The following is a 19,715-nucleotide window of genomic DNA, read 5'->3' on the forward strand; positions in this document are numbered from 1 at the left end:
GCTGGTCCAGCGCAACCCCGCCGGACCAGCGGTGTCCCGCATTGCCCGAAGTCTTGGACCACCCAACGCAACCCCAGGGGAACGTGACGCCAACCAGCCACAATCAACCCGGAAAGCCGAACCTCCCCCTGAAACACAACCAACACTTTGAATTCCGGAGAGGCGGACCAGCCCGCGTTGCCGCGAGGTGTCCCTCACCTGCGATAGCGCTCCGGATCGTCGGCGTAGGCCTGGCGGCAGCCGGCGCCGCAGAAGTACACCGACATCCCGTTGTCCATGATGGACAGTGCGGATTCGCTGACCGCGACGGTCATGCCGCACACCGGGTCGACGGCCTCGGCCACCAGCACCACCGGCTCGGTCGACGCGGGTGCCGGGTCTCGCGTGCTGACCATCTCCGCGTACACCGACAGCGCCACCTCGGCCGGCGTGCGCGCGCCGATGTCCAACCCGGCCGGCGTGTGCACCTGAGCCCGCTCCTCGTCGGTGACGTCCAGCGACGCGAGCACGGCCCGGCCCCGCTTGCGGCTCGCCACCAGGCCGACGTACGGCACATTCGCCCGCAACGCCGCCACCAGCAGCGGCTCCTCGTCCCGCCCGTGCGACGCCACGATCAGCGCGCCCAGGTCGGCGGGCAGGTCCGCGCCCACCGCCGGGCGGCGCACGTCGTGGCCGACCGCACGGCCGATGTCCATCAGCGCCCGCGCGACCGGGGCGTCGCCGTGCACGTGGACCAGCGTCGGCGGCAGCATCGCCTCGAGGAAGATGTCCAGCGAGCCGCCGGACAGGCACGGGTTGCCGACCGTCACGACTCCCTCGCCGACCGTCTCCGACTCGGCGGTCGGCGTGATCCGCAGCAGCGTGGACTCGCCGGTCGCGAGCAGGCGCAGGCCCTGCAGCCGCACCGTGGACTCGGCGCACGTGCCGCCCACGAAGCCCTCCATCGACCCGTCCGGCAACACCAGCGCGCGGTCGCCGGGCTTGGCGCTGGTCGGCCGCTCCGCGCGAACGACCGTGGCCAGCACGAACGGAGTGCGCCCGGTCCGCAGGTCGTCCACTCTGGCCAGCACTGTGTTCATGGTTCGCTCCGTTCCTCCGCTACTCGCCGTCTTCCCTCCTCCCGTGCTCGGCGCTGGCGCGCCTGCGCGCGCTCGTCAGTCCAGACGACGAACGCTCCGTCACTCCGCTCACTACTCGATTGCCAGGTCGCCACGTAGTGGGCGGCCCTGGATGGCGCACCAGACCGCGGCCGGCGTCAGCGGCATGTCCGCGTGCCGCACGCCGAACGGCGCCAGCGCGTCCAGCACCGCGTTCACCACCGCGGCCGGCGAGCCGACCGTCGCGGACTCACCGATTCCCTTGGCGCCCAACGGATGGTGCGGCGACGGGGTCACGGTCTCGCCGAGCTCCCACGACGGGCAGTCCACCGCGGTGGGCAACAGGTAGTCCATGAAGGACCCGCCGAGGCAGTTGCCTTCCGTGTCGAAGGCGACCAGCTCCATCAACGCCATGCCGATCCCGTCGGCCAGTCCGCCGTGCACCTGGCCCTCCACGATCGTCGGGTTGATCCGCACGCCGCAGTCGTCGACTGCGACGAACCGGCGGACCACCACCTTGCCGGTGCCCGGGTCCACCTCGACGACGCAGATGTAGGCGCCGTACGGGAACGTCAGGTTCGGCGGGTTGTACACACAGGACGCGTCGAGGTGGCCCTCCACGCCGTCCGGAAGGTCCACAGTGGAGTGCGCGGCCAGGGCGATCTCGGTGAGCGACGCCCCGGAGACCGGGTCGCCGCGGACCGACCAGCGCCCGGGCGACCACTCGAGGTCCTCTGGGCTCACCTCGAGCATGGCCGAGGCGATCTGCCTCGCCTTCTCGCGCACCTTCTGCGCCGCCAACGACGTCGCGGCGCCCGACACCGGCGTGGACCGCGAGCCGTAGGTGCCCAGGCCGAACGGCGTGACGTCGGTGTCGCCGTGCACCACGTCCACGTCGTCCGGGCTGATCCCGAGCTCGTGCGCGACGATCTGCGCGAACGTCGTCTCGTGGCCCTGCCCCTGGGACTGCACGGAGATCCGCAGCACGGCCTTGCCGGTCGGGTGTACCCGCAGCTCGGCGCCGTCGGCCATGCCGAGCCCGAGGATGTCCATGTGCTTGCGCGGCCCGGCGCCGACCGCCTCGGTGAAGAAGCTCAGCCCGATGCCGAGGTACTCGCCGCGCTCGCGCCGCCGCGCCTGCTCCGCGCGCAGGTCGTCGTAGCCGGCGAGGTCCATGGCGAGCCGCAGCGCGGTCGGGTAGTCGCCGGAGTCGTACTCCCAGCCGGTGGCGCACGGGTACGGGAACTGCTCGGGCCGCAACAGGTTGCGCAGCCGCAGCTCGGCGGGGTCGACGGACAGCTCGCGAGCCAGCAGGTCGACGAGCCGCTCGACCAGGTAGGACGCCTCGGCCACGCGGAACGAGCAGGCGTAGGCCACCCCGCCGGGCGCCTTGTTGGTGTACACGCCGGTCACCGCGCAGTGCGCGGCCCGCAGGTCGTAGGAGCCGGTGACGATGTGGAAGAAGCCGGCCGGGTACCGCGAGGGCTGCGCGGTGCCGTTGAACGCGCCGTGGTCGGCCAGCACCCGCACCCGCAGGCCGAGGATCCTTCCGTCCGATGTGGACGCCAGCTCGCCGTGCATGTGGAAGTCGCGGGCGAACGCCGAGGACATCAGGTTCTCCGAGCGGTCCTCCGCCCACTTCACCGGCGCCCCGGTCACCATCGAGCCGACCACCGCGCACAGGTACGCCGGGTACATCGCCACCTTGTTGCCGAACCCGCCGCCGACGTCGGGCGAGACGACCCGGATCCGGTGCTCGGGGATCCCGGTCACCGTCGCGTACAGCGTGCGGTGCGCGTGCGGGGCCTGGGTCGTCGCCCAGACCGTGAGCTTGCCGGTGACCGCGTCGAAATCGGCGACCACGCCGCAGGTCTCCAGCGGCGCCGGGTGCACCCGCGGGTACAGCACGTCCTGCGCGATCACCACGTCGGCGGCGGCGAACACCGCATCGGTGGCGGCCGCGTCGCCGGCCGTCCAGTCGAAGATGTGGTTGTCCCGCTTGCCGTCCAGGTCGTCGCGGATCACCGGAGCGTCCTCGTCGAGCGCCCGCCGCGCGTCGACGACGGGGTCCAGCGGCTCGTACTCGACGTCGATCAGCGCGAGCGCGTCGCGCGCGGAGTAGTGGTCCTCGGCGACGACGAACGCGACCTCCTGCCCCTGGAAGCGGACCTTGTCGGTGGCGAGCACGGCCTGCTGGTCGTAGGACAGCGTCGGCATCCACGCGAGCCCGCGCTCGGCGAGGTCCGCGCCGGTGAGCACGGCCCTGACCTTCGGGTGGGCCTGCGCGGCGGAGGTGTCGACGGAGACGATCCGCGCGTGCGCCAGCGGGCTGCGCAGCACAGCGCCGTGCAGCATGCCGGGCAGCCGCACGTCGTCCACGAAGGTGCCGCGCCCGCGGACGAACCGCGCGTCCTCCTTGCGGAGCATGCGGCCGAACCCGGTGGGCGCACTCATGAGGCCGCCTCGTTCTCGGCGGCCCAGCGGATCGACCGGACGATGTTCTCGTAGCCGGTGCATCGGCACAGCTGTCCGGACAGCGCCTCCCGAATGTCCTTTTCGGACGGATCGGGACACTGGTCGAGCAGCCAGCGCGCGGTCATCATCATCCCCGGCGTGCAGAAGCCGCACTGCAGTCCGTGGCACTCGACGAAGCCCCGCTGCACCGGGTCCAGCTCCGGCCCGCGGGCCAGCCCCTCGATCGTGCGGACGTCGCGCCCGTCGGCCATCACCGCGAGCACGGTGCACGACTTCACCGGAACTCCGTCCAAATGCACAACGCACACCCCGCAGTTGGAGGTGTCGCAGCCCCAGTGCGTGCCGGTCAGCCCGAGTTCCTCGCGCAGGAAATGGACGAGCAGCAGGCGTGGCTCGACATCGCGGACGTACTCGGTGTTGTTGACGGTGACCACGATCTGCATCACCCCACCCGCCCGACCGCGCGCCGCAGGGCGCGGGTGACCAGTTCGCCGGCGAGGTGACGCTTGTAGTCGACCGGTCCGCGCTGGTCGGCGGCGGGCCGGCAGTGTCGCGCGGCGATCGCGCCGGCCTCGACGAGGCGCTCCTCGTCCGGCGGCTCGCCGCGCAGGAAGTCCTCGGCCTCAGCGGCGACGAACCGTTCGGCACCCAGCGCCGTCAGCCCGATGCCGACCTGTGCGAGCACGCCGCCGACCACCTCGACGACCGCGCCGACCGCGCCGACCGCCCAGTCCCCCGCCCGCCGGTCGACCTTCTCGTACGCGCTGGCCGCGGGCGTGCCGCCGGCCGTGATCGGCACCCGGATCTCGCCGAGCAGCTCGCCCGGCGCGAGCACGGTCTGGTACGGGCCGACGAAGAAGTCGCGGGCGGCCACGGTCCGGTCGCCGTCGGGTCCGCGCACGACGAGGTTCGCCCGCAGCGCGGCGAAGACGGCGGACAGGTCCTCGGACGGGTCGGCCTGGCACAGCGAGCCGCCGATCGTGCCGCGGTTGCGCACGATCGGGTCGGCGATCACGCGCTCGGCTTCGTGCAGGATCGGGAAGTGCTCGCCCGCCTCGGCGCACGCGAGCAGCTCGGCGTGCCGCGCCATCGCGCCGATGACCAACTCGCCGTCCTCGACATGGATGCCGGCGATCTCGTCGAGCTCGTTGATGTCGATCAGCGCCTCGGGGTGGGCGAGCCGCAGCTTCATCATCGGCAGCAGGCTGTGCCCGCCGGCGATCACGACCGACTCCGGGCCGTACTCCTGCAGCAACGCCAGCGCGTGCGCCACGCTGGTCGCCTTGCGGTACTGGAACGAGGCAGGTACCTGCATGGCCGTCCTCCCAAGCGCATCGTCGGTCGCCCTCCCTTCGGCGGGCAATCGCGTCTTAAGTATTCCCTTAACAGTGGCCCGGGTCACACAATGTGCGCCATGACGCTCACGCAGCTGAGCACGTTCGTGCTGGTCGCGAAGCTGGGCTCGGTGAAGGCCGCGGCGACCGCCCTTGGCGTGAGCGAACCCGCGGTCTCCCAGGCACTCGCGGCGCTGCGCCAACAGCTCGGCGACCAGCTCGTCGTGCGGGCCGGCGCCACCATGCGACTCACCACCGCCGGCACCCGGCTGCTGCCGATCGCCTCTCAGATGGTGGCGCTCGGCGCGGACGCCGAGGCCGCGGTCCGCGCCGGCAAGGGCGCGCCCGGCCAGCTGCGGGTCGTCGCGTCCGGCACCGTGATGGAGTTCGTGGCCGCGCCCCTGGTCGACGCGTTCGCCGAGTCCGGCCGCAAGATCGACACCACGGTCGGCATGGCCGCCACGGACGAGATGCCGGTGCTGCTCGCCAACCGGTTCGCCGACGTGGCGCTCGGCCCGAACCTCGGCCGCTCGGTCGGCGACACGGTGGACAACGAGCGGGGCAACGAGCTGATCTCCGAGCCCGTGTTCCGCACCCACCTCGTGGTGGTCGCCGGCTCGGCCCGGCTGCCCGGCAGCCCCGCGCACTGGTCGTGGCTGGTCGACTCGACGGCCGCCGACCCGGCGAGCGAGGCGGCCCGGCTGCTGCGCCGGCTGCACGTGCCCGAGGCGCGGATGCGGATGTTTCCCAGCGCGACCGCGGCGTGGGCGGCGGCCGCGGACGGCGCGGGCGTCTCGGTCGCGCCGGCCCACCTGGTCACCGCGCGGCTGCGGCGCGGCGAGCTACGAGTGGTGCACACGTCGGCCACCCCGGCGGACGCGACCTGGTACCTGACCACGCTGAGCCCCGAGCGCCGCTCGATCGCGGCCGAGACGTTCCGCCACTACCTGTCGACGGCGGCCGCGCTGCGAGTGATGCGCGAGCCGGGCGCGGGCGTGTCGCCGTCGAAGTTCCGCCCACCGGTCTACGTGACGCTCTGGAGCTGACCCGGGCGGCAAGGCATTCCGGCCGCAGAACAGAAACCACACCGCGCACTGGGTGTGGTTTCTGTCGAAACGTCTTGGTACAGCGAACTAGTTGTCGCTGCTACCGCCACCATCGCCAGACATGCTGGAGCCCTTCCGGATCGGTTGCGATCCTAGGTTCGAAGTTTCACAACATCGGCCAGAGAAAGGAGATTCCGTAGTTTTCCCGAGGATGACATTTCTCGGGAAACGTGTGCTCCACGGTGTTGCCGACAACGGTCAACAGACGTGGATCACCATCGGCTGGTCGCTGGCGGCGTTCCCTTTCGGTCTGCTCCGCGTACCACCAGCAGGCATCCGGAAGGTAGTCGTCATCGAACACGATTCGGATCGTCAGGCCGCTGATCGGAACCAAGTCGTACATCCGCCTGCCCGGCGCAATGCCATGGTGATCAACCTCGATATTGACCCACAGTCGCTCTGTGGTTATGTTCTCGTCGGTTGCCTCCGAGCAGAAATAGTGCTTGTCGCCGCGACTCAGCGACCGTGGGAAGCGTAGCCGAGTCAGGACGGGTTCGCCCGGCGGCGATGTTACTACAGTCGCCGAACAGCCCCACAGACCGCGCACGGGCGTGTTGGTCGAGTCATTGGTGGATCCCAGCAGCGCCCGAGCCATGTAGCTGTCAACATGATCTTCTTGCGCGGTTATCAATCGCTCGATGATGCGCCGGTAGACCGCTCTGCGCTTCATGAAGACGGTTGTCCTGAACAGATCTAGAAATACCGGCTGCGCACCCCGAGACGGCGGCCGGTAGCCGGCCGTCGGGTCCGGCGACTCGACCGGTGACGCCTGGTCGCGGGCGATCGCGACCTCAGTCTTGCTTGCCACTTCCACGTAGCGCAGCCAATCGGTGCCGTTGGCGGCGAGCGCGACGAGCCTCGTCCGCAGTGCCGGCACGAGCTTGTCGGTGAGTCCGAACCGCCAGGCCTTGTGCATTGGCGTCGTCGTACCGGGCGGCGGGTTGCCGAAGACTTCCCTCAATGTCAGCAGCTGGCCGAACCGGTCGCCGAGAGTCGCCTTCCACGGCTCCACAATCTCCGGGCGGCGCGGCAGTCGAAATGCCGCCATGAGCGCATTCCGTCGACGTGAGTTGTTCGATGGCCCGACCTCGTCGATCTCGTCGACGATCAGTCCCCAGGCCGCCAGCGCACGTGACTCCGGATCACCCTGTGGCAACGACGACGTCGGCGTGATCAACGGCTCGAGCACGGTCGAGGCGTCGCTGCCCGCATCTTTGATCGCATGCCTGAGCAGGTCGAGCGGTCTGAATTGCTTGTTCGTGGCAAGCCACCGCAGCGCGTCCTCGATCGGCGACCCGGTCCTTTTCGCGCTGCCCCGGTTGGACCCGGACTTCTCGGCCACTGCTCCTCCGCCCAGCTGTCACCCGACATCGACCGGCAACGTCCGACAAGCCGCGGAACCGGTCGGCGACACGACGACCAAGCTCCGTCAACAAGAAACCAGGCCGGACAGCAGAAGATCAGGTACTGCCAAGGTCTACCAGACACCTCCACGCCTATCCTGAACGTGACCCCAGTCTCGTTGTCCGCACCCCATCAGACTTTAGAGACGTCGAAAAATATCCCAACGCCGTTACTGAGTGCGAGGCGCTCATGACGCTTGACCGACCGCGCCCGCATGACCCGACTGTCAGACGAAAGGACACGCCATGAGCGAAGATCAGAATGTCGCGAAGCCGGCGGGTGGTCCGCCGTCGCCCGGTCGGAACTCGCAGACCGTGTTGGGGATGATCAACGGCGCCCTGGTGAGCGTCGGCACGCTCTACGTGGCCACCAAGTCCGTCGAGGTGACGATCATCGGCGCGATCATCGCGGCCGTATTGGCGGGGTTGTACCTCCTCTTGACACGCCGACCGTGAGCACGCTTGATCTCGTTGACGCTCTGGAGTCGATCAGTTACCCGAGCTTGCTCACGCTGCGCCAATAAGCATTCGCTTACCCACCGCTTGCCGTGAGGTAGCGCCACTCAGGACGATCGCCGCATGGAGCCACGCGACGACGCGGGCAACCCGCGCATGTATGAGCTCATCGAACACGCCCCCAAGACGGGGAGGAGTCCGACGATCTGGGCGTTCCCAGGCGTCGTCGAATGGCTCAAAGTCGCCGGCCAGCCCGTCCAGGGACCGTGGCCGCCCCACCAGGAACCCCGGCCCGACCCGACCGACGAGGGCCTGCCGGTCGCGATTCCGGAACCCGAGAGCTGAGGAGAAGCGATGTATCCAGCTCGGTTCCGCTACGAGGCGCCGCGCTCGCTGGACGAGGCGCTCGACATGCTGCGCAGCTACGGCGACGCGGCGAAGGTGCTCGCCGGTGGGCAGAGCCTGATCCCGATGGTCAAGTTGCGCTTCGCCAACCCCGAGGTCCTCGTCGACATCAACAACATCCGGGTGCTCGACTACCACCGTGAGGCGTCCACGGGTGTGCTGGAGGTCGGCGCGTTGTGCCGGCACGTGGACCTGGAGTACTCCGTACTGCTCGGCGATCGCCGTCCGCTGGTCTCCAGCGCCGCGCCGCTGATCGCCGACCCGATCGTGCGCAACCGCGGCACGCTCGTCGGGTCGCTGTGCCACGCGGACCCGCAGGGGGACTGGGCATCTGTGATGCTCGCGCTCGACGGGGAGGTCGTCGCGGTCAGTGCCACCGGTCGGCGGGTGATCCCGATGACCGACTTCGTCACCGGGCCGTTCACCACGACGCTGCTGCCCGGCGAGCTCGCGGTCGAGGCGCGGATCCCGGCGCCGAAGGGCACGCCGCACGGCCGCTACCTGAAGCTGGAGCGCCGCGTCGGCGACTTCGCCACGGTCGGCGTCGCGGTCGCGGTCGAGACCTCCGGCGACAAGGTCGTCCGGGCCGGCATCGCGCTGACCGGCGTGGGCGGCAACAACATCAAGGCCGTCGAGGCCGAGCGGGCGCTGGTCGGCTCGGCGCTGACCGCGGCGGCCGTCGAGGAGGCGGCCCGGCTCGCGGCCGAGGCGGCCCGGCCCCGCACCGACCACCGCGGCAGCGCCGAGTACAAGCGCCACGTGGTGCACACGTTCGTGACACGAGCGCTCGAGTCCGCTGCCCCCGTTGCCGCGTAAGGAGATCCCGTGGAGAAGCGAAGGGTCACGGTCACCGTCAACGGCGAGGAGCGGGTGGTCGAGGTCGAGCCGCGGGTGCTGCTCGCCCACCTGCTGCGCCAGGGCCTGGGACTGACCGGCACGCACATCGGCTGCGACACCACGAACTGCGGCGCGTGCACCGTGCTCGTGGACGGCCGGGCGACGAAGTCCTGCACGATGCTCGCCGTCCAGACCGACGGGCACGAGGTGCGCACGGTCGAGGGCATCGCACGGGCGAGCGAGCTGCACCCGCTCCAGGAGGGGTTCAAGGAGGAGCACGGACTCCAGTGCGGCTACTGCACACCCGGGATGATGATGAGCGCGATGGCGTTGCTGGAACGCAACCCCGACCCCACCGAGGAGGACGTCCGGTGGGCGCTGTCGGGAAACCTCTGCCGCTGCACGGGATATCAAAACATTGTCAAGGCAGTGCTGTGGGCGGCGAGGAAGCTGCGGCCGGTGGGGAGTACGACATGACCGCTTTGGACGAGATGCGTGTCTGGCAACCGCACCTAAGGGGAACGGGACGCAACCCAGCCACAGGTACGCACCGAACCGGCGCACATCAACTCGAGGCGACCACAAGGGTCAATTCCGGGGAGGCGGTCTGCAAGGCAGTGCTGTGGGCGGCGAGGAAGCTGCGGCCGGTGGGGAGCACAACATGACAGCCTTGGACGAAGTCAAGATCGGTGGACTCGGGTCCAGCCGCAAGCGGGTCGAGGACGACCGGTTCATCCGCGGCCGCGGCAACTATGTCGACGACATCACGCTGCCCGGCATGCTGCACATGGAGATCCTGCGCAGCCCCGTGGCGCACGCGCGGATCCGGTCCATCGACACGAGCAAGGCCTGGGAGATCCCCGGCGTGCGCCTGGTGCTGACCGGCGAGATGGCCGCGCAGCGCAACCTCGCGTGGATGCCGACCCTGTCCTACGACACGCAGGCCGTGCTCGCCACGGACAAGGTTCGCTTCCAGGGCCAGGAGGTCGCGTGCGTGGTCGCCGACGACCCGTATATCGCCAAGGACGGCTGCGAGGCGATCGTCGTCGACTACGAGCCGCTGCCGGCGATCGTGAACCCGGAGCAGGCCCTGGCGCCCGACGCTCCGCTGATCCGGGACGACAAGGAGGGGCAGACCGACAACGTCTGCTACCGGTGGGAGGTCGGCGACAAGGAGGCCACCGACCGGGCGTTCGCGCAGGCGGACCGGGTGTCGCGGCTGAGGCTGCACTACCCGCGCTCGCACCCGTCGCCGATCGAGAACTGCGGCTCGATCGCCAACTTCGACCCGGCGACGCAGAAGCTGACCGTCTACATGACAACCCAGGCACCGCACATCATCCGTGCCGCGGTGGCGCTGGTGGCGGAGCTGCCCGAGCACATGATCCGGATCGTCTCGCCGGACATCGGCGGCGGGTTCGGCAACAAGGTGCCGGTCTACCCGGGCTACGTCTGCTCGATCCTGTGCTCGATCCTGCTGGGCAAGCCGGTGAAGTGGATCGAGGACAAGTCCGGCAACCTGGTCTCCACCGGCTTCGCGCGGGACATGTACTTCGACGGCGAGCTGGCGCTGCGCGAGGACGGCAAGATCCTCGGGGTGCGGTTCCACGCGGACACCGACCAGGGCGCGTTCTTCTCCGACGCGCAGCCGAGCAAGTTCAAGATCGGCCTGGTGCACTCCGCGTTCGCCTGCTACGACATCCCGGTCGGGCACATCACCGCGCGCGGGGCGTACACCAACAAGGCCCCCGGCGGGGTCGCCTACCGATGCTCGTTCCGAGTCACCGAGGCGATGTTCTTCCAGGAGCGGCTGATCGCCGCCGCCGCCGCGGACCTCGGCATGGATCCCGCCGAGTTCCGCCGGGTCAACCTCGTGCGCGACGACCAGTTCCCCTACCGCACGCCGTTCGGCTTCCTCACCGACTCCGGGCAGTACCTCAAGTGTCTGGACGTCGGGCTGAACGCGATCGACTACGACCAGTTCCTCGCGGACAAGGCGGCCGCGGCCAAGCGCGGGCGCCGGCTGGGCATCGGGATCTCGACGATGACCGAGCCGCTCGGCGCCGGCAACAGCCGCGAGTACGACATCCTCGGCATCAAGATGTTCGACTCGGCCGAGCTGCGGATCCACCCGACAGGCAAGGCGATCCTGCGCACCGGGGCGAAGTCCCAGGGCCAGGGCCACGAGACGACGTGGGCGCAGATCGTCGCGCACGAGCTGGGCATCCCGGCGGCCGACGTGCTCGTCGAGGAGGGCGACACGGACACCGCGCCGTTCGGCATGGGCACCTACGCGTCGCGGTCCACTCCGGTCGCCGGTGCCGCGGTGGCCATGGTGGCGCGCAAGATCCGCGCCAAGGCACGGAAGCTGGCCGCGCACCTGCTCGAAGTGTCCGAAGAGGACGTCGAGTGGGAGCTGGGCCGGTTCTACGTGCGCAGCGCGCCCGACCGCGGCGTGACGATCCAGGAGTGCGCGATGGCCGCGTACGGCAACATGCCCGACGGCATGGAGCCGGGCCTGGAGAACAACGCCTACTACGACCCGCCGAACCTGACCTGGCCGTTCGCCTGCTACATCGCGACGGTCGAGGTGGACCCGGAGACGGGCGTGTGGGACGTACTGCGGTTCGTCGCGGTGGACGACTGCGGCGTGCGGATCAACCCGATGATCGTCGAGGGCCAGATCATGGGCGGCCTCGCCGAGGCGTACGCGATGTCGAACATGCAGTTCATCACGTTCGACGCGGACGGCAACTGCGTCGGCTCGAACTACCTGGACTACCTGCTGCCGACCGCATGGGAGACCCCGGGATTCGAGCTGCACGAGGTCGTCACGCCGTGCCCGCACCACCCGATCGGCGCCAAGGGCGTCGGCGAGTGCGCGGCGGTCGGCGGGCCGGCGGCGTACGTCAACGCGGTGATGGACGCGCTGGCCGACACGGGCGTGCGCAACATCGACATGCCGCTGCTGCCCGACCGGGTCTGGGACGCGATCAACACGCGCGCGGACGTCTCGGGCGCGCCACCGGTTCGCGGGGACTAGGAGGCATCCATGCTCATCAAGAGTGATTTCGAGGTGCCCGCGCCGGTCGAGAAGGTGTGGGACTACCTGCTCGACGTGCCGCGGATGGCGCCGAACCTGCCCGGCACCGAGCTGACCGAGGTCGTCGACGAGGACAACTACAAGGGCCGCGTCACGATCAAGATGGGCCCGGTGTCCATGCGCTTCGCCGGCGACGTGGAGATCGTCGAGCGCGACGAGGCCAACCGGCGCGCGGTGATCAACGCGGCGGGCGCCGACGAGCGCGGCCGGGGCCAGGCGGCGATGGTGCTCACCGCGACGTTGGTGAAGGCCGGTAGCGGTACCAAGGTGGACATCGCGCAGGACCTGCAGATCTCCGGCGCGGCCGCCCAGTACGGCCGCGGCATGATCACCGACGTCACCAACGTCCTGGTGCAGCAGTTCTCCCGCAACGCGGCCGAGGACATCCCCCGCTGGCTGCGCGGCGAGGAGCGCGCGGGCGGCCCGGCCGCGTCGGCCGGCGGGCTCTCGATCGGCGTCGCCGCCGCGATGGCCGCGCTGAAGCGGGTGTTCTGGCGGTTCTTCGGTTCCTACGAGCGGCACCGCACTCTGGCGGGGAGGTAGCAGATGGCTCTGTGGTGGATCGGCGCGCTCGCGTTGCTGGTCGTGGTGCTGCCGGTGGTGATCTTCCTGCTGAACCGGATCCTGGCCGCGGTCGAACGGATCCGTGACGCCGGCGGCGAGATCCTCGCCGACGGGGTCGCGTTGAACGACGGGCTCGAGCCGGTCCCGGCGCTGCTCGCCACGACCGACGAGACGATCAAGGAAGTCCAGGTCGGCGCGGTCCGCTACGCCGGCAGTGTCCAGAAGCTCCTGGAGGACTGATGCCTGCCGTCGCCTGGGTCACGCTCCTGGCCGCGACCCTCGTCATCGGGCTGACCGCGGTCGCCCTGCTGCGCGTGATCGTCCACTTGACACAGGTACGGCGCACGCTCGACTCGCTGATCGGCGGCGTCGAGTCGATCGCCGACCGCACCAGCACCGTGCCGGCGCGGCTCACCTCGGTGAACGCCACGCTGCAACCGGTGCGCGACTGGTCCGAGGGGGTCTGACATGCCGCTCGCGCAGGATGCCGACCTGACCGGCTGGACTGTCGGACTGGTCATCGGGCTCGTGGTCGTGGTCGCCGTGGTGGCGCTGGTGACCCCGATCATCGTGCTGGCGTACCGGATCGGGAAGCAGGCGCCGCGGATCGACGCGGCCCTGAGGCGGGCCGAGGTGAACACCGCGCCGCTGGCCGCGCTGACGACGACCATCGACCACGCGGAGACCATCGTCGCGGGGCTCGAACGCGGCCGGCACAGGTTGGGAGGCTGAGGATGGCTGACAACGAGATCACCTACTGGTCGGTGATCCTGCTGCTCGGGTTGATCGTGATCCTCGCCGTGGTCGCGCTGCTGAGCCTGCTCGTGTACTACGTGAAGCTGATCGACAAGCGGGTGGCCGCGGTGCGAGACACGCTGGACGCGGTCACCGAGAACACCGAGCACGCGGCGCTGATCCCGCAGACGGCCGACCGGGTCGACGCGGTGCTGGCCGAAGGCTTGCAGCACCACCTGTTCCTCGGCCGCGCGGCGCTGGCGACGGCCCCCAGTCCCACTGGCCCGGCTCCTGCTGGAGGGTCCACATGAGCCAGTCGACGCTCGTGGTGCTGACGGTCGTGGAGATCGTGGTGCTCATCGCCGGGCTCGCGTTCTTCCTGTTCTGGATCGGCTCGCTGCTGACCCGGATCGCGCGGAACCTGGAGGAGTGCGCCGAGCACGTGAAGACGATCAACCGGCACGCGGCCGACATCGTGCCCGGGGTGGAGCACATCAACCGGACGGGCAAGGTGGTGGCCTCCGCGTTGCCGCTGCTGTACGGCTTCGCCGAGCGAATCGTGTCGAACGTGACGCCGACGCCGTCGCACCCGCCGGTGGCCAAGCCGGCGTCCGGCATCCGCCGGTCGCGCCTGCACGAGACGGTCGGCTTCCGGTCGGAATGATCCGGCTGGGTTCGCTGGCGGGGTACCTGTTCGAGGGCCCGAGGCTGCTCGGCGGCTGGACCCCGCCGGCGAGCGCCGCGGTGTACGCCATCCTGTACCGCCCCGACCCGACCGCCCACCCCGACCGCTACGCGGTGTCCTATGTAGACCACTCGGACGACCTGGCCACGGCACGCCTCCCGTTCCGGCACCCACGTTCGGCGTGCTGGGTCGCGCGGGCGGGCTCGAAGTGGAAGCTGCACATCGCGACACTCGACGTCCCGGGCGGCACCCGGGCACACCGGGAGCAGATCGCGCGCGAGCTGATCGCGACCTACCGGCCGAGCTGCAACACAGACCAGTACGACAACTCCTGGGAGGACCGCTGGATCGGCGAGTACGAGGCCCGCACAGCCAAGAACCTGACCACCCCGAGGGACCCAACCTGACGCCACCGGAAGCACGCAGTGCAGCGCCAGCGACACCGAACAGCCGGGCCAAGCGCGCTAGCACTGGGAACCCCAGACACCCTCAGTCAGACACCCCACTGGCCCCCACAAGCAACCGCAGCTCCACTCAGGACAGAGTAGGCAGCAGGGCGGCGAACTCCTCGAGACTCGCCAGGTCTCGGACCGGCAACAGGTGATCGATGTACGGCTTCGCAACGGACATGCCCACGGAGTCGGTCCCGTGAGGGTTCAGCCACACCACTCGGTGGCAGAGCCGCGTCAGGCGGGACAGAGACGTATCCAGCAGGGCCGGGTCGCCGCGGTCCAGGCCGTCCGAGCAGATCACCACGATGCCGCCGCGGCACACGCCTCGCCGGCCCCACCGCCGCACGAACAGGTCCAGCGACGCGCCGATCCGCGTGCCGCCCTCCCAGTCGACCACCCCGAGCGCGGCCCGGCGTAGCGCCTCGTCCGGTGACCGCGTCCGCAGCGCGCGGGTGATGCACGTCAGCCGCGTGCCGAAGCAGAACACCTCCACCCGCCGCGCCGCCCGCCGCGTCGTGTGGGCGAACTGCAGCAGCGCCCGCGAGTAGTCCGCCATCGACCCGGACACGTCCAGGATCAGCACCAGGGGCCGCGGTCGCACCCGGCGCCGCCGCCAGTGGAGCGAGACCAGCTCGCCCTGGGTACGCAGCGAGCGCCGGACCGTCCGCCGCATGTCAAGCGCACGGCCCGAGGCGGAGGGGTGCGAGCGGCGGGTGCGGCGGCGCGGCGGAGTCAGCCGGATGCTGGCCATGATCCGGCGCAGCAACGCGAGCTCGTCGGGCGTGCACTCGGCGAACGCACGGTGTCGCATGACGTCCACTGTGGACGCCATGAGCCCGAGCGAGGCCTCCTCCGTCGATGTGGAGCCCGGCTCGGTCGCCGGCACCACGAACGTCGACTCCGCGACCGCCCCTGCCGGCGTCGCCTTCAGCGCCAGCAGGTCGGCGGGCGGCGCCGCGCCGAGGAAGAACCGGCGGAACACCTCGTCGTACACGACGAGATCGTCGCGCCGGGTCACAAGCGTGATCCGGCCCGACCAGTACAGATCCACGAGGTCGGTCGGGTCCAGCGTGGCCAGCGAGCCGCAATACACCTGGACGTCACCGGTCCCCACGGCCAGTCCCGCGGCCCGCAGCTCCCGGGAGAAGTCGACGAGCAGCCGGACCAGGTCAGGCATCCGGGACGATCTCCTCCAGCGACTCCCGGACCAGCGCCATGTCGTCCCGCTCCTTCACCACCGCGCCGAGGGTGTCCGCCGCGACGGCCGGTGTCAGCGAAGAGCAACCGAGGAAGTCCAGCGTGCGCGCCCAGTCGATGGTCTCCGCCACCCCGGGCGGCTTCGCGAGGTCGAGCTCGCGAAGCCGGGTCACCGCCGCGACCACCTTGCGCGCCAACGCCTCCGGCACCGACGGCTCGCGCAGCAGAACGATCTCCACCTCGCGCTCCGCCGGCGGATAGTCGATCCAGTGGTACATGCACCGCCGCTTGAGCGCGTCGTGCAGCTCGCGGGTCCGGTTGGACGTGAGGACCACCAGCGGCGGCGAAGCCGACGCGACCGTGCCGATCTCCGGGATGCTGATCTGGAAGTCCGACAGCATCTCCAGCAGGAACGCCTCGAACTCGTCGTCGGCCCGGTCGACCTCGTCGATCAGCAGCACGCAGCGCTCGCCCGCGCGCACCGCCTTCAACAGCGGCCGCTCCAGCAGGAACTCCGGACCGAACAACTCGGCGACGTCCGTCGAGCCGGGTGCCGACAGCGCCCGGATGTGCAGCAGCTGGCGCGCGTAGTCCCACTCGTAGAGCGCCTGGGACGTGTCGATCCCCTCGTAGCACTGCAGGCGGATCAGGTCCCGGCCGAGCACGTTCGCGAGCACCTTCGCGATCTCGGTCTTGCCGACCCCGACCTCGCCCTCCAGCAGCAGCGGCCGGCGCAGCGACAGCGCCACGAACACGGCGGTGGCCAGCCCCCGGTCGGCCAGGTACGCGTCGCGGCGCAGGCTCTCGGTCAGCTCCGCGACGGACTTCACGACCGGTCGGCGCGCTCGGACAGCAACTGGCCGACGCTCTGCCCGCCGGGCGCCAGCTTGCCCTCGCGCTCGAGCCTCGCCCGCCACGCCTCTCGCAGGTCCTCGTCCACCGGCTCGGCGTCGGAGCCGAAGCTCACGTGCTTCATCGCCTTGCACGCCCGGCCCCGGCCCTGCCCGAGCACCGCGTCGAGATCGGCGACGGTCTGCTGCCGCGCGTGCCAGATGTCGCGGAGCACCGACAGTGTCTCGTCGCCCTCGTCGCTCACCACGCCCACCTCCACGAACCAGGCTACGCGGACCATGACCTGGGTGGACCGCACCGTTAAGCGATCACTTAACCGCGCCGTCGCAGCCACGGCCGGAACCGGTTTCGAAAATCGTCGCCGAACTCTTGTCCGACTGGTTTAGACCATGGCATTCTTTTGTTGCTCCTTACAACAAAACGATTCGTCGGTGGTGACAAAGATGTCCTCACGCCCCTGCTCACGACGACTCAGACGGACGGCCGTCCTGGCCACGGCCTCGGCGCTGCTGAGCACCGTGATGGTGACCAGCGCCCCCGCCGCCGGCGCGGCGGCTCCCGCGGCACCCGCCCCCGACGTGGGCGCCGCCGCCGTCACGTTCGCGGACGAGTTCAACGCTCCGGCCGGCACTCCGGTCGACGGCTCCAAGTGGGTCCTGGAGACCGGCGACAACGTCAACAACCACGAGCGGCAGTACTACACCAACTCCACCAACAACGCCGTCCACGACGGCCAGGGCAACCTGGTGATCACCGCGCGGCGGGAGAACCCCAACAACTACCAGTGTTGGTACGGCCGATGCGAGTACACCTCGGCCCGGCTCAACACCTCCGGCAGGTTCACCCAGACCTACGGCCACTTCGAGGCGCGCATCAAGATGTCGCGCGGCCAAGGCATGTGGCCCGCGTTCTGGATGCTGGGCAACGACATCGGCAACGTCGGCTGGCCGCAGAGCGGCGAGATCGACATCATGGAGAACGTCGGCTTCGAGCCGAACACGGTGCACGGCACCATCCACGGGCCCGGTTACTCGGGCGCGGGCGGCATCGGCGCCGGCTACTCGATCGGCAACCCCTTCGCCGACGGGTTCCACACCTTCGCCGTCGACTGGTCGCCGAACCGCCTCGTCTGGTCGGTGGACGGAAACGTCTACCAGACAAGGACACCGGCGGACCTGGGCGGCCGGCAGTGGGTCTTCGACCACCCGTTCTTCATGATCCTCAACCTCGCGGTCGGCGGCTACTGGCCGGGCGACCCGGACGGCAGCACCCCGTTCCCGAACACGCTGACCGTCGACTACGTGCGCGTGACCAACGACGGTGGCGGCGGGGGCGGTGGCGGCCGGATCACGGGCCTCGCCGGCAAGTGCGTGGACGTGGCCGGCGCGTCGAGCGCCAACGGCACGCCCGTGCAGCTGTGGGACTGCAACGGCACCGCCGCCCAGCAGTGGTCGGTGAACGCCGACGGCTCTATCCGGGCGCTCGGCAAGTGCCTGGACGTCACGTCGGCCTCGACGGCCAACGGCGCGAAGATCCAGTTGTGGGACTGCAACGGGACCGGCGCGCAACGCTGGACCGTGACCGGGGCACGCGACATCGTCAACATCGCCGCGAACAAGTGCCTCGACGTGACCGACAACAACTCCGCGAACGGCGCCCGCCTGCAGATCTGGGAGTGCGGCGGCGGCGCGAACCAGAAGTGGACCGTGGGCTGAACAAGACCCTAGGCCACTAGCCTGGGTCTCGTGATGGACGAGACCCAGGCTCCCTGGCCGCCGCGCGACGAGCTCTCGATCACCGGGGTGCGCGCGATCGTCACCGCGCCGGAGGGGATCCCGCTCGTCGTGGTGCGCGTGGACACGTCCACCGACGGGCTGTACGGGCTCGGCTGTGCCACGTTCACGCAGCGGTTCCACGCCGTGGTCGCGGCCGTCGAGGAACACGTCGCGCCGCTACTGGTCGGCCGGCACCCGGCGGACATCGAGGACATCAACCGGCTCGTGCACCTGTCCTCGTACTGGCGGGGCGGCCCGGTACTGAACAACGCGCTGTCCGGTGTGGACATGGCGCTGTGGGACATCGCCGGCAAGCGTGCCGGGATGCCCGTGTACGAGCTGCTGGGCGGCCGGGTGCGGGCGGCGGCGGACACGTACGTGCACGCGTCCGGAGAGTCCATTTCGGACACCGTGGCGCGCGCCGGCGCGCTCGTCGCGGACGGGTACCGGCACATCCGGCTGCAGACCGGCGGGCCGGGGCTTGGCACGTACGGCGCGCCCGGGGTCGCCGGCTCGTACCCGCACGCGCCGTACCCGGACGGCTGGGACGTGAACCACTACCTGGCCGTCACGCCGGCCCTGTTCGAATCGGCGCGCAGGACGTTGGGCGACGGGGTGGAGCTGCTCCACGACGTCCACTCGCGACTGACGCCGAAGCAGGCCGTCGTGCTGGCGCGGGCGCTGGAGCCATACCGGCTGTTCTTCCTGGAGGACCCGGTGGCGCCGGAGCACTACGACCGGCTGCCGGCCGTCACGGCGGCCTCGCCGGTGCCGATCGCGGTCGGCGAGCAGCTGTCGTCGGTCACCGACGCGGCCCGGCTCGTGCAGTCGGGCGGGGTGGACCTGCTGCGGGTGCATGTGTCCACTGTGGGCGGTCTGTCGGCCTGCCGGAAGCTGGTTGCGCTGTGCGAGCTGACCGGAGTCCGCACGGCGTGGCACGGGCCGGGCGACGTGTCGCCGGTCGGCGTGGCGGCCAACATCGCGCTGGACGTGACGACGTCGGCGTTCGGCATCCAGGAGGCGCACCTGTTCAACGCCGCGACGCGGTCGGTGTTTCCGGGCTGCCCGGTCCCGCGACACGGCTACCTGTACCCGTCGCCGTCCCCCGGTTGGGGCGTGGACCTGGACGAGAAGGAAGCGGCGAAGTACCCGCCGGAGACCGGAAGGTTCGAGCGGTGGGCGGCGACGGTCCGCCGCCCGGACGGCGGGCTCGAGTCACCCTGAGGGATGGTCTCGGCC

The 19,715-nt window shown here is 70.2% G+C and carries 23 protein-coding genes; 15 read left to right on the top strand and 8 right to left on the bottom strand.

Annotated elements, in window-relative coordinates; translation table 11 throughout:
* Positions 1 to 194 precede the first annotated feature (194 nt).
* The 4 genes from ACRDSK_RS19880 to ACRDSK_RS19895 all read right to left on the bottom strand — a co-directional run bounded on the left by ACRDSK_RS19880 (position 195) and on the right by ACRDSK_RS19895 (position 4,887).
* Positions 195 to 1,079: an XdhC family protein gene (locus tag ACRDSK_RS19880; RefSeq protein ID WP_431442699.1), complete on the bottom strand. Its 885-nt coding sequence runs from the start codon at positions 1,077 to 1,079 to the stop codon at positions 195 to 197.
* 111 nt (positions 1,080 to 1,190) lie between these two features.
* Entirely contained in the window at positions 1,191 to 3,551 is a 2,361-nt protein-coding gene (locus ACRDSK_RS19885; RefSeq protein ID WP_431442700.1) for an aerobic carbon-monoxide dehydrogenase large subunit, read from the bottom strand.
* Entirely contained in the window at positions 3,548 to 4,015 is a 468-nt protein-coding gene (locus ACRDSK_RS19890; RefSeq protein WP_431442701.1) for a (2Fe-2S)-binding protein, read from the bottom strand. Before ACRDSK_RS19890 ends, ACRDSK_RS19885 begins: the two co-directional genes overlap by 4 nt.
* Positions 4,015 to 4,887, bottom strand: coding sequence for an FAD binding domain-containing protein (locus ACRDSK_RS19895; RefSeq protein ID WP_431442702.1), 873 nt, complete (start codon positions 4,885 to 4,887; stop codon positions 4,015 to 4,017). Before ACRDSK_RS19895 ends, ACRDSK_RS19890 begins: the two co-directional genes overlap by 1 nt.
* Before the next feature lie 99 nt (positions 4,888 to 4,986).
* Here ACRDSK_RS19895 and ACRDSK_RS19900 point away from each other — a divergent pair, with 99 nt between their 5' ends.
* Entirely contained in the window at positions 4,987 to 5,952 is a 966-nt protein-coding gene (locus ACRDSK_RS19900; RefSeq protein ID WP_431442703.1) for a LysR family transcriptional regulator, read from the top strand.
* A 166-nt stretch (positions 5,953 to 6,118) separates the two neighbouring features.
* On the opposite strand, the gene ACRDSK_RS19905 is transcribed toward ACRDSK_RS19900, so the two are convergent.
* Entirely contained in the window at positions 6,119 to 7,354 is a 1,236-nt protein-coding gene (locus tag ACRDSK_RS19905) for a hypothetical protein (protein ID WP_431442704.1), read from the bottom strand.
* Between the two features lie 307 nt (positions 7,355 to 7,661).
* On the opposite strand from ACRDSK_RS19905, the gene ACRDSK_RS19910 reads away from it, so the two are divergent.
* From ACRDSK_RS19910 to ACRDSK_RS19965, 12 genes are all read left to right on the top strand, one after another.
* Positions 7,662 to 7,871: a hypothetical protein gene (locus ACRDSK_RS19910; protein WP_431442705.1), complete on the top strand. Its 210-nt coding sequence runs from the start codon at positions 7,662 to 7,664 to the stop codon at positions 7,869 to 7,871.
* Positions 7,872 to 7,994: 123 nt separating this feature from the next.
* Complete coding sequence (locus tag ACRDSK_RS19915; protein WP_431442706.1) at positions 7,995 to 8,216, top strand: hypothetical protein; 222 nt, start codon at positions 7,995 to 7,997, stop codon at positions 8,214 to 8,216.
* A 9-nt stretch (positions 8,217 to 8,225) separates the two neighbouring features.
* Complete coding sequence (locus tag ACRDSK_RS19920; protein WP_431442707.1) at positions 8,226 to 9,092, top strand: FAD binding domain-containing protein; 867 nt, start codon at positions 8,226 to 8,228, stop codon at positions 9,090 to 9,092.
* Between the two features lie 9 nt (positions 9,093 to 9,101).
* Positions 9,102 to 9,590: a (2Fe-2S)-binding protein gene (locus ACRDSK_RS19925; RefSeq protein ID WP_431442708.1), complete on the top strand. Its 489-nt coding sequence runs from the start codon at positions 9,102 to 9,104 to the stop codon at positions 9,588 to 9,590.
* A 184-nt stretch (positions 9,591 to 9,774) separates the two neighbouring features.
* Entirely contained in the window at positions 9,775 to 12,156 is a 2,382-nt protein-coding gene (locus ACRDSK_RS19930; protein ID WP_431442709.1) for an aerobic carbon-monoxide dehydrogenase large subunit, read from the top strand.
* A gap of 9 nt (positions 12,157 to 12,165) precedes the next feature.
* The gene (locus tag ACRDSK_RS19935) at positions 12,166 to 12,759 is read left to right on the top strand and encodes an SRPBCC family protein (protein WP_431442710.1); all 594 of its coding nucleotides are present in this window, start codon (positions 12,166 to 12,168) and stop codon (positions 12,757 to 12,759) included.
* Positions 12,760 to 12,762: 3 nt separating this feature from the next.
* Positions 12,763 to 13,020, top strand: a complete 258-nt coding sequence (locus ACRDSK_RS19940) for a hypothetical protein (protein ID WP_431442711.1) — start codon at positions 12,763 to 12,765, stop codon at positions 13,018 to 13,020.
* On the top strand, positions 13,020 to 13,247 hold the full coding sequence (locus tag ACRDSK_RS19945) for a hypothetical protein (RefSeq protein ID WP_431442712.1): 228 nt from the start codon (positions 13,020 to 13,022) through the stop codon (positions 13,245 to 13,247). The genes ACRDSK_RS19940 and ACRDSK_RS19945 overlap by 1 nt, the downstream gene beginning before the upstream one ends.
* Position 13,248: 1 nt before the next feature.
* Complete coding sequence (locus tag ACRDSK_RS19950; protein WP_431442713.1) at positions 13,249 to 13,512, top strand: hypothetical protein; 264 nt, start codon at positions 13,249 to 13,251, stop codon at positions 13,510 to 13,512.
* A gap of 2 nt (positions 13,513 to 13,514) precedes the next feature.
* On the top strand, positions 13,515 to 13,826 hold the full coding sequence (locus tag ACRDSK_RS19955; protein WP_431442714.1) for a hypothetical protein: 312 nt from the start codon (positions 13,515 to 13,517) through the stop codon (positions 13,824 to 13,826).
* On the top strand, positions 13,823 to 14,179 hold the full coding sequence (locus ACRDSK_RS19960; protein WP_431442715.1) for a hypothetical protein: 357 nt from the start codon (positions 13,823 to 13,825) through the stop codon (positions 14,177 to 14,179). The genes ACRDSK_RS19955 and ACRDSK_RS19960 overlap by 4 nt, the downstream gene beginning before the upstream one ends.
* On the top strand, positions 14,176 to 14,607 hold the full coding sequence (locus ACRDSK_RS19965; RefSeq protein WP_431442716.1) for a hypothetical protein: 432 nt from the start codon (positions 14,176 to 14,178) through the stop codon (positions 14,605 to 14,607). Before ACRDSK_RS19960 ends, ACRDSK_RS19965 begins: the two co-directional genes overlap by 4 nt.
* 127 nt (positions 14,608 to 14,734) lie before the next feature.
* On the opposite strand, the gene ACRDSK_RS19970 is transcribed toward ACRDSK_RS19965, so the two are convergent.
* From ACRDSK_RS19970 to ACRDSK_RS19980, 3 genes are read right to left on the bottom strand one after another with little or no spacing between them, the layout of a single operon-like run.
* A complete protein-coding gene (locus tag ACRDSK_RS19970; RefSeq protein WP_431442717.1) occupies positions 14,735 to 15,829 on the bottom strand; it encodes a vWA domain-containing protein in 1,095 nt (364 codons plus the stop codon).
* Complete coding sequence (locus tag ACRDSK_RS19975) at positions 15,822 to 16,679, bottom strand: AAA family ATPase (protein ID WP_431442718.1); 858 nt, start codon at positions 16,677 to 16,679, stop codon at positions 15,822 to 15,824. The genes ACRDSK_RS19970 and ACRDSK_RS19975 overlap by 8 nt, the downstream gene beginning before the upstream one ends.
* A complete protein-coding gene (locus tag ACRDSK_RS19980; protein ID WP_431442719.1) occupies positions 16,676 to 16,999 on the bottom strand; it encodes a hypothetical protein in 324 nt (107 codons plus the stop codon). The genes ACRDSK_RS19975 and ACRDSK_RS19980 overlap by 4 nt, the downstream gene beginning before the upstream one ends.
* Before the next feature lie 145 nt (positions 17,000 to 17,144).
* Here ACRDSK_RS19980 and ACRDSK_RS19985 point away from each other — a divergent pair, with 145 nt between their 5' ends.
* Complete coding sequence (locus ACRDSK_RS19985; RefSeq protein WP_431442720.1) at positions 17,145 to 18,416, top strand: ricin-type beta-trefoil lectin domain protein; 1,272 nt, start codon at positions 17,145 to 17,147, stop codon at positions 18,414 to 18,416.
* Positions 18,417 to 18,449: 33 nt separating this feature from the next.
* The gene (locus ACRDSK_RS19990) at positions 18,450 to 19,700 is read left to right on the top strand and encodes an enolase C-terminal domain-like protein (RefSeq protein WP_431442721.1); all 1,251 of its coding nucleotides are present in this window, start codon (positions 18,450 to 18,452) and stop codon (positions 19,698 to 19,700) included.
* The last annotated feature ends 15 nt before the right edge of the window (positions 19,701 to 19,715 follow it).

Origin of the sequence: Actinophytocola sp. (genome assembly GCF_050699915.1) — a bacterium.
Classification (GTDB): domain Bacteria; phylum Actinomycetota; class Actinomycetes; order Mycobacteriales; family Pseudonocardiaceae; genus Actinophytocola.